Here is a 15,775-nt window from a genome sequence, read left to right on the forward strand (position 1 = left end):
ATTGCGGTCCGGCCTGGGGCGAAACGGTTGAAATGACAATGGCCGGCGTGGCGCTGTGGCCGGAGAAAGAAGGAAGTCTGAAATGACCATCAAGCTGCAAAAGCCAGATATCACCGAGCTGAAGCCTCGGATCACCGTGTTCGGCGTCGGCGGCGGCGGCGGAAACGCTGTCAACAACATGATCACCGCCGGTCTGCAGGGCGTCGACTTCGTCGTCGCCAACACGGACGCCCAGGCACTGACCATGACCAAGGCCGATCGCGTCATCCAGCTCGGCGTCAGCGTCACCGAAGGCCTCGGCGCCGGCTCGCAGCCGGAAGTCGGCCGCGCCGCCGCTGAAGAGTGCATCGACGAGATCATCGATCACCTGAACGGCACCCATATGTGCTTCGTCACCGCCGGCATGGGCGGCGGCACCGGCACCGGTGCGGCACCCGTCGTTGCCCAGGCTGCCCGCAACAAGGGCATCCTGACCGTTGGAGTCGTCACCAAGCCGTTCCACTTCGAAGGCCAGCGCCGCATGCGGCTTGCCGAGGCCGGCATCGAGGAGCTGCAGAAATCGGTCGACACGCTGATCGTGATCCCGAACCAGAACCTGTTCCGCATCGCCAATGACAAGACGACGTTTGCGGACGCCTTCGCGATGGCCGACCAGGTGCTCTATTCGGGTGTCGCCTGCATCACCGACCTGATGGTCAAGGAAGGCCTGATCAACCTCGACTTCGCCGACGTCCGTTCGGTGATGCGCGAAATGGGCCGTGCGATGATGGGTACCGGCGAGGCTTCGGGTCAGGGCCGCGCAATGCAGGCTGCGGAAGCCGCTATTGCCAACCCGCTGCTCGACGAAACCTCGATGAAGGGCGCACAGGGCCTGCTGATCTCGATCACCGGCGGTCGCGACATGACCCTGTTCGAAGTCGACGAAGCCGCAACCCGCATCCGCGAGGAAGTCGATCCGGACGCCAACATCATCCTCGGCGCGACCTTCGACGAAGCGCTGGAAGGTCTCATCCGCGTGTCGGTCGTCGCCACCGGCATCGACCGTGCCGCTGGTGCCATGGCAGCCCGCGACGCCGCTCCGGCAGCAAGGCCGATTGTCCGTCCCTCCGCGGCCGTTGCTTCGGCTCCGGCCGCAGTGCAGCCTGCAATGGCGCAGGCACCCAAGACCATCGACCCGGTGGCAGAAACCATCCGTTCGGCCGAAGCTGAAATGGAACGTGAACTCGAAATCGCCATCGCTCGTCAGGCAGCCGTCGCCCCGCAGCCGGCCGCCGAGCCGGACTTCCGTCCGCAGAGCCGGTTGTTTGCGACGCCTGCTGTAGCCGAGGCACAGCCTGCCGTTCGCATGCCGGTCGAGCCGGTTGCAGCTCCGGCACCGGTCATGAGCCGTCCGGCTCCGGCAATGCACATGCCGGCTGCCGAAATGCAGGCGCCGGTCGCTCCGGCTCCGGTACGCCACGAGCCGGTTGCTCCGGCCATGCGTCAGGCGGCCGAGCCGGTGCGCATGCCGAAGGTGGAAGACTTCCCGCCGGTCCTGCGTGCCGAACTCGATCACCGCGCCCAGCCTGCGGCTCCGGCCGCCCAGGACGAGCGTGGTCCGATGGGTCTCCTGAAGCGGATCACCAACTCGCTTGGCCGCCATCAGGAAGAAGAACCTGCCTCCGACATGACCGCCTCTGCGCCGGCCCCGGCCGCTCCGCAGCGTCGCGCTCTTTCGCCGGAAGCCAGCCTCTATGCGCCGCGTCGCGGCCAGCTCGACGACCAGGGTCGCGCCACGCCCCCGTCGCGTTCGAGCCACGAGGACGACCAGCTGGAAATCCCGGCCTTCCTTCGCCGCCAATCCAACTGATCGAACGCTTTCAGTGATCAGGGGCCCGGGTCTTGCGACCCGGGCCCTTTGTCTTTCAACATCCTCGCTGGCGTCTATTTTTCATTTGAAATTCAGAGGCTTGGTTTCGTTACAATGCGAAACGAACAGTGATTTGGCAGGACCCCGGCCAGTGCGTATGTAGGGGCTAGGAATTGGGTTCGGCGCGTTTGCCGCGTGATTCTCCACTTCCGGACAAGACAAGAGCAGCCGCACATTGATCGAGCCCGAAGGTCGGGTCGGCTGCATCGCTTAAAGGCAGATTTCATGGCAATCGCATTGCTGGGTTTCCAGACCACCATCGCAGCTCCCCTCAGCCTGACGGGTATCGGCGTCCATTCCGGCCGCACGGTCACCATCAACATGCTTCCGGCCGAGGCCGGGACGGGGATCGTGTTCGTGCGCCAGCACGACGATGGCAGTTCCACGGAGCTCAAGGCGGTGTCCTCGCAGGTCGGCAATACGGATCTGTGCACGGTTCTCGGCTTTTCGCCGGCCCGTTCGATCGCCACCATCGAGCATGTCATGGCGGCCATCTATGCGCTCGGCCTCGACAATCTGGTGATCGAGGTCGACGGCGCGGAAATGCCGATCATGGACGGCAGTTCGGAAGTCTTCATCGATGCGATCGAGCAGGTCGGTATCGTCAATCTCGGCGTCAAGCGCCGCTACATCCGCGTCATCAAGCCGGTCCGGATCGAGTCGGGTGCGTCCTGGTCGGAGTTTCGCCCCTATGACGGCACGCGCTTCGAGGTGGAGATCGATTTCGACACGCCCTTGATCGGCCGCCAGAAGTGGGAAGGCGACCTGACCGCCTCAACCTTCAAGAACGAGCTTTCGCGCGCCCGCACCTTCGGCTTCATGCGGGACGTCGAACGCCTTTGGGCCGCCGGCTTCGCGCTCGGCTCTTCGCTGGAAAATTCCGTCGTCATCTCCGACGACAACACCGTCATCAATGTCGAGGGCCTGCGCTACGAGAAGGACGAGTTCGTCCGTCACAAGACGCTCGATGCTGTCGGCGACCTGGCACTGGCCGGCGCGCAGTTCATCGGCTGCTACCGCTCCTATCGCGGCGGCCACAAGATGAATGCCAATGCGCTCAAGGCCCTGCTCAGCGATCCGACGGCCTACGAGGTCGTCGAGGCGCCGTCACGCAGCCTCAAGGCGCGGGCGCGCGAATTCGTCCCCGTCAATGTTCCGGAATTCGCGCCCTGGTCGGCGTGACCACTCCATTACCTCCAAGCTAGGGCCGGGGCATTGAAACCTCGGCCCTTTTTTCGTCTTGAAGAATGTGCGGCATTCGACCGGCGTTGCGCTTTGGGCCAATTGTCGTATTTCCCGACAGCCGCCACAAAAATGCGTTAAATCGCCATCATTGCGTTGCTCTCATACTGCTTTTATGGCTAGAAACGCGTGTTGAAAGCGACGGTTTTCTAGCGGCGCTGCAATCGGGAACTGTCGAATGAGTCATGTAGGGTCGGTCGTTGTGAATAAAGCCGCGCGTATTGCCAGTATATGTGTGATGATGACGGTGTCCGGCGCGCTGCTGGCTGCATGCCAGTCGGATCCCGACATCGACATCACCAAGCTCGGCATCGAGACCGATCCGCCGGAAACGCTCTACAACCAGGGTCTGGCGAACATCAAGGCCGGTAACATCGTCGAGGCGTCGCGCAAGTTCGATGCGATCGACGCGCAGCATCCCTTCTCCGAATGGTCGCAGAAGGCGCTGGTGATGAGCACGTTTACCAAGTATCGGCTGGCCCGCTACACCGATGCCGTGGCCGCCGGCAACCGTTACCTCAATCTCTATCCGCGCTCGGACGATTCGGCTTACGTGCAATATCTCGTCGGCCTTTCCTACTGGAAGCAGATCGTCAACGTGACGCAGGACCAGAAGACCTCGCTGCAGACGATCGATGCGATGCAGAAGGTGATCGATAACTATCCCGACTCAGAATATGTCGACGACGCGCAGGCCAAGATCCGTTTCGCGCGCGACCAGCTGGCCGGCAAGGAAATGCAGGTCGGTCGCTACTATCTCGAGCGCAAGGAATATCTTGCGGCCATTTCCCGCTTCCGCGCCGTGGTCGAGAAGTATCCGAACACCAACCAGATCGAGGAAGCGCTGGCGCGCCTCGTCGAGGCCTATTTCGCCCTCGGTGTGGTGCAGGAAGCCCAGACGGCCGCAGCGGTGCTCGGACACAATTATCCCGACAGCCAGTGGTATGCCGATTCCTACAAGCTCCTGAAGTCGGGCGGTCTCGAGCCGCGCGAGAATACGGGTTCGTGGATCGCAAGGGCCGGCAAGAAGATCCTTGTCGGGAGCTGACCCTCTTTCCTAGACGCGAGATGAGTGTTCCATGCTGGTCCAGCTGTCGATCCGCGATATCGTTCTGATCGAGCGTCTGGATCTTGCCTTCGAGGCCGGACTGTCGGTGCTGACCGGCGAGACCGGCGCCGGCAAGTCGATCCTGCTCGACAGTCTGTCGCTGGCGCTCGGCGGGCGCGGCGACGGTTCGCTCGTTCGCCACGGTGAGGGCAAGGGGCAGGTCACCGCCGTCTTCGACGTCGCGATCAGCCATCCGGCCCGCACCCTTCTGCGCGGCAATGGCGTGGATGACGACGGCGACCTGATCTTCCGCCGCATCCAGTCCGCCGACGGCCGCACCCGCGCCTATATCAACGACCAGCCCGTTTCGGTGCAACTGATGCGCCAGGCGGGGCAGCTTTTGGTCGAGATCCACGGCCAGCACGACGACCGTGCGCTCGTCGATACCGATGCCCACCGCATGCTGCTCGATGCCTTTGCCGGCCTCTCCGACGAGGCGGTCAGCCTCGGCGAGAGCTATCGCCGCTGGCGCGAGGCCGACCGGGTGCTGAAGGCCCATCGCGCCCGCGTCGAGGCGGCCGCGCGCGAGGCGGACTATCTGCGGGCGTCGGTCGAGGAACTGGAAAAGCTTTCGCCACGCGACGGCGAGGAGGACGAACTGGCCGAACGGCGCGCCGTCATGCAGAAGTCCGAACGGATCGCCGGCGACATCGCCGAGGCCTCGGAATTTCTCAACGGCCACGCCTCGCCAGTGCCGCTGATCGCCTCGCTCGTCCGCCGGCTGGAGCGCAAGAGCCACGAGGCGCCGGGCTTGCTCGAGGATACGGTCCAGCTGCTCGATTCGGCGCTCGACAACCTCTCCAACGCACAGATGGAAGTCGAGGCAGCTCTTCGGCGCACCGAATTCGATCCGAACGAGTTGGAGCGGGTCGAGGAGCGGTTGTTCGCCTTGCGCGCCGCGGGCCGCAAATATTCCGTGCCGGTGACCGGGCTTCCGGCGCTCGCCGAAAAGATGATCGCCGATCTGGCCGAACTGGATGCCGGCGAGGAGAAACTCGGCGCGCTCGAGGCCGAAGTGGTAGAGGCGAGGGCGCATTATGACCACCGGGCCCGGGCGCTGTCGGACAAGCGGCGCAATGCCGCCTCTGCGCTTTCCGACGCGGTGATGGCCGAGCTTCCGGCGCTGAAACTGGAGCGCGCGCGCTTCATGGTCGAGGTGACGAGCGATCCGGAGGCGGCCACGGCCGAGGGGATCGATACGGTCGAATTCCACGTCCAGACCAATCCGGGAACACGTCCGGGGCCGATCATGAAGGTCGCCTCCGGCGGCGAGCTCTCTCGCTTCCTTCTGGCGCTCAAGGTGGCGCTCGCCGACCGCGGTTCGGCGCCGACCCTGGTGTTCGACGAGATCGATACGGGCGTCGGCGGTGCCGTCGCCGATGCCATCGGCCAGCGCCTCAAGCGGCTGTCCGCCAAGGTCCAGGTGCTCTCCGTCACCCATGCGCCGCAGGTCGCGGCTCGCGCCGCCACCCATCTGTTGATCTCCAAGGGACCGACGGGCGAGGGCGGCGAGAAGATCGCCACCCGCGTCGCCACCATGGAGCCGGAACATCGGCGCGAGGAGATCGCCCGCATGCTCGCCGGTGCCTCGGTCACCGACGAGGCGAGGGCCGCTGCCGCGCGTCTGCTGGCCGGAGAAAACTGAGGCACGGCGGACCTTTGGGCCGGCGATTGCATTCAACGCCGAAACCTGTTTCCCTCGGTGCACGATGTTCGAAGCCCTGTCTCCCTACTGGCCGCATATTCTCGCTTTCCTGTCGATCACGATGGGAGCGGCTGCGGCAATCCATGCGGCGATGACCAAGCGCGAGGTCCGCTCGGCGATCGGCTGGGTCGGCGTCATCGTCCTTTCACCGCTGCTCGGTGCCTTGATCTATGCGGTCGCCGGCGTCAACCGCATCCGCCGCAAGTCGCTGATTTCGCGCCGGGCGCTGCATCTCGACGAGCTCTGGCGGTCGCTTTCGCATTACGGCGTGTCGCGCGACGAGGTGGAGGCAGGGTTCGGCAGCCGAATGGCAGGGCTGAAGACACTCGGCGACCGGGTCGCCAGGCATGCGCTCTCTTCCGGCAACCGGATCGAGATGCTGTCCTCCGGCGACGAGACCTATGCGGCATTCTGCGCGGCGATCGATGCGGCGGAACGCAGCATCATTCTCGAGACCTATATCTTCGACAGGGACGCTGCCGGGCTCAGGGTCGCCGACCGGCTGATCGCGGCCCACAGGCGTGGCGTTTCGGTCCGCGTGTTGATCGATGCGGTCGGCGCCCGCTACAGCGTGCCCAGCATCCTTGGTTATCTGGCCGAGGGCGGTGTCACGGTCGCCGCCTTCAACGGCAAGGTGGTCGCCGGCCTGAGGCTGCCCTATGCCAATCTGCGCACCCATCGCAAGATCCTGGTGGCCGACGGCGCCGTCGCCTTTCTTGGCGGCATGAACATCCGCGCCGCCTTCGAAGGCGACGAGGCGGCGCGCGACACGCATTTCCGCCTGACCGGGCCTGCCGTCGCCGACATCTTCGCGGTGGCGGCCGAGGACTGGCATTTCGAGACGGGCGAGATCCTGAACGGCGAGGTCTGGAGCGTCGCGCCGTTCACCGCCGATCCCGGCACGCCGAGTTTCGTGCGCACCGTCGTTTCGGGTCCCGATGCCAATCTCGAGACGAACCACAAGATGATGATGGGAGCCTTTTCCGTGGCGGAGAAGTCGATCCGCATCATGTCTCCCTATTTTCTCCCCGACAATATCCTGCTCGGCGCGCTTGCCACGGCCGCCCGGCGCGGGGTGGCGGTCGACATCGTCATCCCGGCGCGGAACAATCTGGCCATCGTCAGCCATGCCATGGCGGCCCAGTTCGACCAGATCCTCAAAGACGGCAGCCGGATCTTTCGCGCGCAAGGGCAGTTCGATCACTCAAAGCTGATGACCGTCGACGGGCAATGGGCCTTTGTCGGCTCGTCCAATCTCGACTCGCGATCGCTGAGGCTGAACTTCGAGATCGATCTGGAAGTCTTCGACCCGGATTTCGCCGCGACGATCGACGCGCGCATCGACGCCGCCCTCGACGGCGCCGAACCTGTCACACTGGAGGAACTGAGCCGGCGCCCGTTCGTTTTCCGTCTGTTCGACCGTGTCCTTTGGCTCGGCTCGCCCTATCTGTGATGGAGACCTGTCTTGTTGAAATCCTGTCGTCATCCCGGAGCGGGCGTGGTCATTCCCGCGACATGCCCTATGCTTCGGGTCGGTCCGGCGATGGTGCAGTCCGCATGGAAGTGAAATGACGAAGACCAACAACACCCTGGCTTCCGCAGTCATCGCCTCGATCAAGAACCGGTCCAATCGCATCTACAATCCGCTGAGGCGGGACGTGCGCGACGGCTCGATGCTCGTCGCCTCCTACAATGTCCACAAATGCGTCGGCACCGACGGCCGCTTCGACCCGGAACGGATCATCGAGGTCATCCGCGAGATGAACCCCGACGTGATCGCCCTGCAGGAGGCCGACCAGCGGTTCGGCGAGCGATCCGGGCTCCTCGACCTGCCAAGGCTTCGGCTGGAGACCGGGCTGATGCCCGTGCCCGTCCTGCACAAGCCGAAATCGCATGGCTGGCGTGGCAATGTGCTGCTGTTCAGGGAGGGCGTGGTGCGCGACGTCCACCAGGTGGCGCTGCCGGGGCTCGAGCCGCGCGGCGCGCTGGTTGCCGAGATCGACATCGAGGCGCGCGCGGGATTGCGAATCATCGCCGCCCATCTCGGTCTCCTGCGCTGGGCGCGCCGCCAGCAGGCCGATACTATCCTCGACATCATCGGCCGGCGCGAGGAGCGACCGACCTTGTTGATGGGCGATTTCAACGAATGGCGCCTCGGTCCCGGATCGGCGCTCACCCGCCTCGAATCGGTGTTCGGACCACTGCCGACGCCGATCCCCAGCTATCCGGCCCGCATGCCGGTGCTCTCACTCGACCGGATCATGGCCAATCGCGCCGACCTGATCGCCGAAATGGCGGTGCACGACACTCCTCTCGCCCGCAAGGCCTCCGATCACTTGCCGCTTCTGGCGCGGATCGATCTTGGCGCCGGCAGTCTTGGCTGATTCAACCGTGCGAATGCTCGGACGAGGTTTTTCACGCCGTGAATCTCGGCTAAGACCGACGAATGAAATTCGGAGCAGGGGCAATGGCAGAGCAGATGATCGCAGTCGAGGACCTGAGCGAGGAACAGGCGAGAGCCGAGCTCGCACGGCTGGCCGAGGAGATCGCCCGCCACGACGCGCTCTATCACGGCAAGGATCGCCCGGAGATCTCGGACGCCGACTATGACGCACTGAAGCGCCGCAACGACGCGATCGAGGCGCGGTTCCCGGCCCTCATCCGCCCCGACAGCCCGTCGCAGCGGGTCGGGGCCGCGCCTTCTGTGACCTTCGCCCCGGTCGTCCATGCACGACCCATGCTGTCGCTCGACAACACGTTTTCCGACGAGGACGTCGCCGATTTCGTCGCCTCGGTCTATCGCTTCCTCGGGCGCCTGCCGGATGATTCGATCGCGTTCACCGCAGAGCCGAAGATCGACGGGCTGTCCATGTCGATCCGCTACGAGAACGGCCGGCTCGTGACCGCTGCGACCCGCGGCGACGGGACGACCGGCGAAAACGTCACCGCCAATATCCTGACCATCCCGGAGATCCCGCGGCAATTGCCGGCCGGTGCGCCGGCCGTGGTCGAGGTGCGCGGCGAGGTCTACATGGCGAAAAGCGCCTTCCTGGCGCTCAACGCCCAGATGGAGGCCGAGGGCAAGCCGCTTTACGTCAATCCGCGCAACACCGCGTCCGGGTCGCTGCGCCAGCTCGACCCGAAGGTGACGGCGAGCCGCAAGCTGAAATTCTTCGCCTATGCCTGGGGCGAGATGTCGGACATGCCGGCCGACACGCAGATGGGCATGGTGGAGAAATTCCGCGAATGGGGTTTTCCGGTCAATCCGCTGATGAAGCGCCTGACCTCGACGGCCGAAGTGCTCGACCACTACCGCCAGATCGGCCTGATGCGCGCCGATCTCGACTACGACATCGACGGCGTCGTCTACAAGGTCGACCGGCTCGACCTGCAGGAGCGCCTGGGTTTCCGCTCGCGGAGCCCACGCTGGGCGACCGCCCACAAGTTCCCGGCCGAGCAGGCGTTTACCACCGTCGAGGCGATCGACATCCAGGTCGGCCGCACCGGCGCGCTCACCCCTGTGGCGCGGCTGGAGCCGATCACGGTCGGTGGCGTGGTGGTCACCAATGCGACGCTGCACAATGCCGATTACATCAAAGGCATCGGCAATTCCGGCGAGCGCATCCGGCCTGAAGATCACGACATCCGGGTCGGCGACACAGTGATCGTTCAGCGCGCCGGCGACGTCATTCCGCAGGTGCTCGATGTCGTGCTCGAAAAGCGCCCTGAGGGTGCCGTTCCTTACGCGTTCCCGACGAAATGCCCGGTCTGCGGCAGCCATGCCGTGCGGGAAAAGAACGAGAAGACCGGCAAGCTCGATTCAGTCACGCGCTGCACGGGCGGCTTCGTCTGCTCGGCGCAAGCCAAGGAACACATCAAGCATTTCGTCTCGCGCAACGCCTTCGACATCGAGGGGCTCGGCACCAAGCAGGTCGACTTCTTCTTCGAGGCCGAGGATCCGGCGATCCAGATCCGCACCGCGCCCGACATCTTCACCCTGAAGCGTCGGCAGGAGGCTTCGCCGCTCGTCAAGCTGGAGAATATCGAGGGTTTCGGCCGGGTCAGCGTCAGAAAACTGTTCGACGCGATCGACGCCCGCCGCGAAATCGCCCTGCACAGGCTGATCTTCGCGCTCGGTATTCGCCATGTCGGCGAGACGACCGCCAAGCTCCTGGCGCGCTCCTACGGCTCCTACGTCGCGTTTGCCGAGGCGATGAAGGCGGCTGCGCCGATGTTCGGCGATGCCTGGAACGAGCTCAACGCCATCGACGGCATCGGCGAGGTGGTCGCCGCCTCGATCGTCGAATTCTTCAAGGAGCCGCGCAATCTCGAAGTGGTCGACAGGCTGCTGCAGGAGATTACGCCGCTCGACGCCGAGGTTCTGGTCACCAGCGGCAGTCCCGTCGCCGGCAAGACCGTCGTCTTCACCGGATCTCTGGAAAAATTCACCCGTGACGAGGCGAAGGCGCGGGCCGAGAGCCTCGGCGCCAAGGTCGCCGGATCGGTGTCGAAAAAGACCGACTATGTCGTCGCCGGCGCCGATGCGGGCTCCAAGCTCGCCAAGGCGCAGGAACTCGGGATTTCCGTTCTCACCGAGGATGAGTGGCTGACGCTGATCGGCGGGTGAGGGGACCGCTCAGTCTGTGAGACCGGGCGGTTCGGGCTTGGGCCCTTGTCACGTTTCTTTGCGCAGGGACGGCAATTTGGCGCGTCCGTCTCGACAGAAGCCCCCGCATCAGCTTCCCCACCATCATCATTCACTGATCTGCGCGGCAATGCTGCGTCGGCGTGTCTGACTGGTCGGGTGCGAGCTGGTCCAAGGTCACCTGTCCGAACCGCTCGATGAGTAGAGACTCGGCCTTTGCCATCGTGTTCGACAGCGCGGCGTTGACATTCTTCTCGATCACACAATGGGGATGGTCCGTGCGACTACCGATGGCAAAGAGGGTCGGCCGATCGAGGGCCTCGTAGACGGCGAGCAAGGTGATCTCTTTCAGCGGACGGGTCAATTGCCAGCCGCCGCCGTGACCCTTGCCGGAGCGCACATAACCGGCCTTGCGCAACCCGGCCATCGTTCTTCGGAACACCGCCGGATTGGTGCGCATGCTTTTGGCCAGAACATCCGAGGTCAAAGGCCGCTCGTCCTCGGCCATGTGGAGGAGCACGTGCAGGACGTCTGAAAGCCTGGTGTCCTTGTTCATTTCATCTCCCGTGCGCGGCGATCGCCATCGGAGCACCCGGATGGGGGACTGCGCGGCGATAGGATTATCATGAATCAGTTGTTGATCCATGATAGTTGTACTCTTATGTAACTTTAATTGATACGAGAGGGGGCGGCCTGTCCAGCCATGGCAACGCACCCTCTATCGAGAGTTCCGGTCGAACGTCTGGCGAGGTCATCCTTGCCCAGGCCGATGAAAGCGGGGCGAAGGGCGGCTGGCCGCTCACTCTTATCCGAGGAGAGACGCATGGAAGACAATCTCACGCCGTTCCTCAATCCGAATGCGGTTGCGACCTACACGCAGGATACGCAGCGCAAGGTGCCGGGACTGGCCGCCCTGCACCGGATGGCGACCATCCTGCTCGGGGAGGGGGCGCCTGACGCTGCCCATATCCTCGTCGTCGGGGCCGGTGGCGGTCTGGAGCTGAAGGCAATGGCGGAACTGCGGGCCGGCTGGCAATTCACCGGCGTCGATCCGTCCCCCGCCATGCTCGATATCGCCCGCCAAACGACCGCCCCTCACAAAGATCGGATCGAACTGATTACGGGAACGATCGATCAAGCGCCGTCCGGTCGGTTCGACGGCGCGACCTGCCTGCTCATGCTGCATTTTCTCGACAGGAACGAACGGTTGCGCACCCTCAAGCAAATCCATGCCCGGCTGAAGCCGGGCCGCCCGCTGGTGGTTGTCCATCATTCCATGCCGGAATCTGAGCGGCGGCAATGGCTGACGCGGTCCGTCGCCTTTGCCGGCGACATTGATTTCGATCCGAAGAGCGCCGCGGGCTCCGTCAAGGCGATGGCCGAGCGACTGCCGCTACTCACCCCGTCTGAGGATGAAGCGCTTTTTCTCGAAGCAGGCTTTTCGGAGCCGGCCCTGTTCTACGCCGCCTTCTCGTTTCGAGGCTGGCTGGCGCTCGCGGGCCAGCCGTCCACGACGTGATGCAGGGGGCAGGTGGCATCGGTCCAGTGTGACCTCGGCTCACGGATCGGTATAGCCGACCGCGTGCAAGGTCAGTTGGGCGCTGCCCGGGTCGGTGGTGAACAGGATCGCGCCGCTCGACTGGGATTCGCCGGGCACATAGTCGAAGGTGACGTCGACCGTCTCGACACTCTCTTCGCCCCGCAGAAGTTCCCCACGGACGACAACGGCCGCGGCTGTGCTATTGGCGCGATTCTCGATGTCGAAGGTGATGCGATAGCCGCCCGTCATGCGCTCCATGCCGGTCGCCTCGATGGCGAATTCCGGCGGTTCCATCTGCTCGGTCAATGCATTCCAGCCGACATAGCCGATCAGCGTGGCAATGAGGGCGGCCGAGACGAGGCCGGTCAGCCACTCCATCCAGTGCGGATTGTCGGCTTCGGTGTGGCGGGGGCGATGGGTGGGGCTCATATGTTCCTCACAATATCAGCCGGGCGGCGGCGGCGCCGATTGCGGCGGGAAAGGCCAGTACGATCACGGCGAAGATCAGCGGGGTCAGCGCCGTGCCGTCGACCTGCTCGAAGATCCACAGGCAGAACAGGCTGATCGAGAGCGCGATGACATAGCCGGGCAGGGTGAAGCGGATCAGCGCGTGCCACCAGGGCGTCTCCGGCGAAAGCTCGTGCCCGCCCTCGAAGGAGACCGCATAGACGAAGCCGTGCATCAGCGCGATCGACAGGGCAATGGCGGCGAGCGCGTGCCAGGCCGTCATCTTGTAGGAGAGCAGGATCATCTCCTCCGTCGGCGCGACGTTGAGCGACAGGAACAGCGCGCCGACCGCCATGAGGAAAAGCTCGCCGAAATAGGTGGCCGGGCGCTTGCGCAGTTCGGGGTTTTCACATTCCTCGTCTTCGTCGCGGGTCAGCTGGCTGCGGCCGAGCATGGCACCGATGCTGGCGGGCACCGCCTGCACGGCGATCTTGCCGAACAGTTCGCTGATCGGCATCTCGGCCTTCAGCAAACCGAACAGGGCGAGGATCAGGGCGCTCGCTGCGATGCCGATCCCGTAGGCGACGATTGCGTCGCGAAGATCTTCACGCCAGCCGAAAGTCTCCTCGAAGCCGATATGGTGGGAAAGGATGAGCAGGAGTGGCAGGTTGATGACCAGCAGCAGGAGCAGCTTCTCCCGGTCTATGTGAAAGCCGAGCTGCCACATTTCCATGGTCATCAGCATGGGAAGGGCAAACAGCAGGGCTCCGGCGAGCCCGCGCCCCATGCCGGCGAGAAAGGCCGTCCTCGCCCGTCGCCGCTGAACCAGGTCGCGACCGCGCGCTGCTAGTTCCGACATATCGCCCCCTGCTCCATTCCTGCGCGCTCGACAACGCGGTGGAGGGGCAATTGTTCCCGTGCTCCCGCCGCCCTCGGCGGAGGACGAGGACGAGGGTGAGGGGCAAAGGCCATGATCGCAACCGCTGCCCGCTGAGCGAACGAGGCTTCAAATGCAACAAGGCCCGCGCATGCAGCGCGGGCCTTGTTGCAAGATTACGTTCGCAGGGATCAGCCCTTCGGCTTGAAGCTCTTCTTCTTCGGTCCCGCTGCCGGGCCGCGATCGTCGAACTTGCCCTTCGGCTTGCCGGCATAGGCCGGCTTGTCGCCCTTTGCCGCATAGGCGGGCTTTTCGCCCTTGGCTGCATAAGCGGGCTTGCCGGCCCAGTCGGGCTTGGCCGGCTTGTCGTAAGCGTTCGAGGCGCCCTTCGGCTTCTTCTTGAAGGCGGGTTTATCGCCGCTCCAGTCGTCGCGGGCGGGCTTGGCCGGGGCATCGCCCCAGACCTCGGCATCGGCCTTGGCCATGTCGTCCGGGAACTGGCGGCTCGATGCCGGTTCGCGCTTGTCGGCCCAGGCCTTCTTTTCGCCCTGCGGCTTCTTGTCCGCGTAAGGCTTCTTGTCGCCGAACGGCTTTGTCTCGGCAAAGGGTTTTGCGTCGCGCACAGGACGCTCCTTCGGCGGAGCGTTGAAGTTGGGCGTGCCCTCCAGGCGCTTGACGATGATGCCGCGCTCCAGCGTCTTGTTCGGGCCGATCGCCGCGACGAAACCCTCGACGCCGCTGTCTGCGATCTCGACGAAGGTCTCTTCCGGCTGCATCTTGATCGCGCCGATCGCCGCCTTGGTGATGTTGCCGTTGCGGCAGAGCATGGGGATCAGCCAGCGCGGCTCGGCATTCTGCCTGCGGCCGACGGAAAGCGAGAACCAGGTGCTGGCGCCGAAATCGGAGCGCGGTTGGGTGGCGGGGCTGGATGGATTGGCGTAGTCGGGCTCGCGGCGCTTCTTGGCAGCCTCCAGACTGACCGGGATCAGGTCTTCCGGGGCCGAGCGGTTGCCGCGCTGGAGGCGCAGGAAGGCGGCGGCTACCTGTTCGGCGCCATGGGTCGCCAGCAGGGTGGCGATGAACGGAGCCTCGTCCTCGTTGATCTTTTCCGAAAGCGCCGGATCGGCGAGCAGTCGCTCGTCGTCGCGCGCCAGCACTTCGTCGGCCGAAGGCGGCAGGACCCAGGTCGGCTGAACATTGGCGCCGGCGAGCAGGCGCTCGGCCTTGCGCCTGGCGCTCATCGGCACGATCAGCGCCGAGACACCCTTGTTGCCGGCGCGGCCGGTACGGCCCGATCGGTGGAGGAGGGTATCCGAATTGGTCGGCAGGTCGGCGTGGATGACGAGCTCGAGGCCGGGCAGGTCGATGCCGCGGGCGGCGACGTCGGTGGCGATGCAGACGCGGGCGCGGCCGTCGCGCATGGCCTGCAGCGCATGGGTGCGTTCGTTCTGCGACAGTTCGCCCGACAGCGCCACCACCGAGAAGCCGCGATTGTGCAGCCGGGCCGTCAGGTGGTTGACGGCGGCGCGGGTCGAGCAGAACACGATGGCGTTGCGCGCCTCGTAGAAGCGCAGCACGTTGATGATGGCGTTCTCGCGGTCGGGATTGGCGACCGTCAGCGCGCGGTATTCGATGTCGACATGCTGCTTGCGCTCGGAAACGGTCTCGATCCGCTTGGCATTGCGCTGGTAGCTCTTGGCCAGGTCGGCGATCGAGCGCGGCACGGTGGCCGAGAACATCAGCGTGCGGCGGTCGTCGGGTGCCGCTTCGAGGATGAACTCCAGATCCTCGCGGAAGCCGAGGTCGAGCATTTCGTCGGCCTCGTCCAGCACGACGGCGCGCAGGGCGGAAAGATCGAGTGCGCGGCGGGTGATGTGGTCGCGCAGGCGGCCCGGCGTGCCGACGACAATGTGGGCGCCACGCTCCAGCGCCCGGCGCTCGTTGCGTATGTCCATGCCGCCGACGCAGGAGGCGATCACCGCACCGGTCTTCTCATAGAGCCATTCCAGTTCGCGCATGACCTGCATGGCGAGTTCCCGGGTTGGCGCGATGGCGAGCGCCAGCGGTGCGCCGGCCCGACCGAAGCGGTCTTCGCCGGCCAGCAGCGTGGGGGCGATCGCAAGGCCGAAGGCGACCGTCTTGCCCGAGCCGGTCTGGGCCGACACCAGCGCGTCGGCGCCTTCGAGGTCCGGGTCGAGCATGGCCTGCTGCACGGGGGTCAGCGTCGCATAACCGCGCTTGGACAATGCCTCTGCGATCGGCGCCACGATGCCGTTGAATTCTGTCATGGAGAAGGTCTTTC

12 protein-coding genes are annotated in these 15,775 nt (G+C 64.9%); 8 read left to right on the forward strand and 4 right to left on the reverse strand.

Going from position 1 to position 15,775, the window contains the following annotated elements; all coding sequences use genetic code 11:
- The first annotated feature begins 82 nt into the window (after positions 1-82).
- The 7 genes from ftsZ to ligA all read left to right on the forward strand — a co-directional run bounded on the left by ftsZ (position 83) and on the right by ligA (position 10,591).
- Positions 83-1,849 (forward strand): cell division protein FtsZ, encoded by a 1,767-nt coding sequence (ftsZ, locus tag RHIZ70P_RS04160; RefSeq protein ID WP_115669136.1) that lies wholly within the window; start codon positions 83-85, stop codon positions 1,847-1,849.
- Between the two features lie 285 nt (positions 1,850-2,134).
- Positions 2,135-3,091, forward strand: a complete 957-nt coding sequence (lpxC, locus tag RHIZ70P_RS04165; RefSeq protein ID WP_115669137.1) for a UDP-3-O-acyl-N-acetylglucosamine deacetylase — start codon at positions 2,135-2,137, stop codon at positions 3,089-3,091.
- Positions 3,092-3,389: 298 nt separating this feature from the next.
- Positions 3,390-4,199 (forward strand): outer membrane protein assembly factor BamD, encoded by an 810-nt coding sequence (locus RHIZ70P_RS04170; RefSeq protein ID WP_419178267.1) that lies wholly within the window; start codon positions 3,390-3,392, stop codon positions 4,197-4,199.
- A 31-nt stretch (positions 4,200-4,230) separates the two neighbouring features.
- Complete coding sequence (gene recN, locus RHIZ70P_RS04175) at positions 4,231-5,904, forward strand: DNA repair protein RecN (protein ID WP_115669139.1); 1,674 nt, start codon at positions 4,231-4,233, stop codon at positions 5,902-5,904.
- Positions 5,905-5,968: 64 nt separating this feature from the next.
- Positions 5,969-7,417 (forward strand): phospholipase D-like domain-containing protein, encoded by a 1,449-nt coding sequence (locus RHIZ70P_RS04180; RefSeq protein ID WP_115669140.1) that lies wholly within the window; start codon positions 5,969-5,971, stop codon positions 7,415-7,417.
- 115 nt (positions 7,418-7,532) lie between these two features.
- Positions 7,533-8,348, forward strand: coding sequence for an endonuclease/exonuclease/phosphatase family protein (locus tag RHIZ70P_RS04185; protein ID WP_115669141.1), 816 nt, complete (start codon positions 7,533-7,535; stop codon positions 8,346-8,348).
- Between the two features lie 83 nt (positions 8,349-8,431).
- Complete coding sequence (gene ligA / locus RHIZ70P_RS04190) at positions 8,432-10,591, forward strand: NAD-dependent DNA ligase LigA (RefSeq protein ID WP_115669142.1); 2,160 nt, start codon at positions 8,432-8,434, stop codon at positions 10,589-10,591.
- Between the two features lie 130 nt (positions 10,592-10,721).
- On the opposite strand, the gene RHIZ70P_RS04195 is transcribed toward ligA, so the two are convergent.
- The gene (locus RHIZ70P_RS04195; RefSeq protein ID WP_115669143.1) at positions 10,722-11,165 is read right to left on the reverse strand and encodes an Rrf2 family transcriptional regulator; all 444 of its coding nucleotides are present in this window, start codon (positions 11,163-11,165) and stop codon (positions 10,722-10,724) included.
- 267 nt (positions 11,166-11,432) lie between these two features.
- Between RHIZ70P_RS04195 and RHIZ70P_RS04200 the strand changes: the two genes are divergently transcribed.
- A complete protein-coding gene (locus RHIZ70P_RS04200) occupies positions 11,433-12,128 on the forward strand; it encodes a class I SAM-dependent methyltransferase (protein WP_115669144.1) in 696 nt (231 codons plus the stop codon).
- A 39-nt stretch (positions 12,129-12,167) separates the two neighbouring features.
- Here RHIZ70P_RS04200 and RHIZ70P_RS04205 read toward each other — a convergent pair whose 3' ends face one another.
- The 3 genes from RHIZ70P_RS04205 to RHIZ70P_RS04215 all read right to left on the reverse strand — a co-directional run bounded on the left by RHIZ70P_RS04205 (position 12,168) and on the right by RHIZ70P_RS04215 (position 15,761).
- Positions 12,168-12,578, reverse strand: a complete 411-nt coding sequence (locus RHIZ70P_RS04205; RefSeq protein WP_115669145.1) for a TIGR02588 family protein — start codon at positions 12,576-12,578, stop codon at positions 12,168-12,170.
- A 7-nt stretch (positions 12,579-12,585) separates the two neighbouring features.
- Positions 12,586-13,455, reverse strand: coding sequence for a TIGR02587 family membrane protein (locus RHIZ70P_RS04210; protein WP_115669146.1), 870 nt, complete (start codon positions 13,453-13,455; stop codon positions 12,586-12,588).
- A gap of 209 nt (positions 13,456-13,664) precedes the next feature.
- Positions 13,665-15,761, reverse strand: coding sequence for a DEAD/DEAH box helicase (locus RHIZ70P_RS04215; protein ID WP_115669147.1), 2,097 nt, complete (start codon positions 15,759-15,761; stop codon positions 13,665-13,667).
- Between the last annotated feature and the right edge of the window lie 14 nt (positions 15,762-15,775).

This window comes from Paenirhizobium selenitireducens ATCC BAA-1503 (genome assembly GCF_900492185.1).
GTDB lineage: Bacteria > Pseudomonadota > Alphaproteobacteria > Rhizobiales > Rhizobiaceae > Allorhizobium > Allorhizobium selenitireducens_A.

Coding starts and splice junctions, on each gene's coding strand:
- ftsZ (WP_115669136.1), top strand. CDS start 83: ATGACCATCAAGCTGCAAAAGCCAGATATCACCGAGCTGAAGCCTCGG.
- lpxC (WP_115669137.1), top strand. CDS start 2,135: ATGGCAATCGCATTGCTGGGTTTCCAGACCACCATCGCAGCTCCCCTC.
- RHIZ70P_RS04170 (WP_419178267.1), top strand. CDS start 3,390: ATGATGACGGTGTCCGGCGCGCTGCTGGCTGCATGCCAGTCGGATCCC.
- recN (WP_115669139.1), top strand. CDS start 4,231: ATGCTGGTCCAGCTGTCGATCCGCGATATCGTTCTGATCGAGCGTCTG.
- RHIZ70P_RS04180 (WP_115669140.1), top strand. CDS start 5,969: ATGTTCGAAGCCCTGTCTCCCTACTGGCCGCATATTCTCGCTTTCCTG.
- RHIZ70P_RS04185 (WP_115669141.1), top strand. CDS start 7,533: ATGACGAAGACCAACAACACCCTGGCTTCCGCAGTCATCGCCTCGATC.
- ligA (WP_115669142.1), top strand. CDS start 8,432: ATGGCAGAGCAGATGATCGCAGTCGAGGACCTGAGCGAGGAACAGGCG.
- RHIZ70P_RS04195 (WP_115669143.1), bottom strand. CDS start 11,165: ATGAACAAGGACACCAGGCTTTCAGACGTCCTGCACGTGCTCCTCCAC.
- RHIZ70P_RS04200 (WP_115669144.1), top strand. CDS start 11,433: ATGGAAGACAATCTCACGCCGTTCCTCAATCCGAATGCGGTTGCGACC.
- RHIZ70P_RS04205 (WP_115669145.1), bottom strand. CDS start 12,578: ATGAGCCCCACCCATCGCCCCCGCCACACCGAAGCCGACAATCCGCAC.
- RHIZ70P_RS04210 (WP_115669146.1), bottom strand. CDS start 13,455: ATGTCGGAACTAGCAGCGCGCGGTCGCGACCTGGTTCAGCGGCGACGG.
- RHIZ70P_RS04215 (WP_115669147.1), bottom strand. CDS start 15,761: ATGACAGAATTCAACGGCATCGTGGCGCCGATCGCAGAGGCATTGTCC.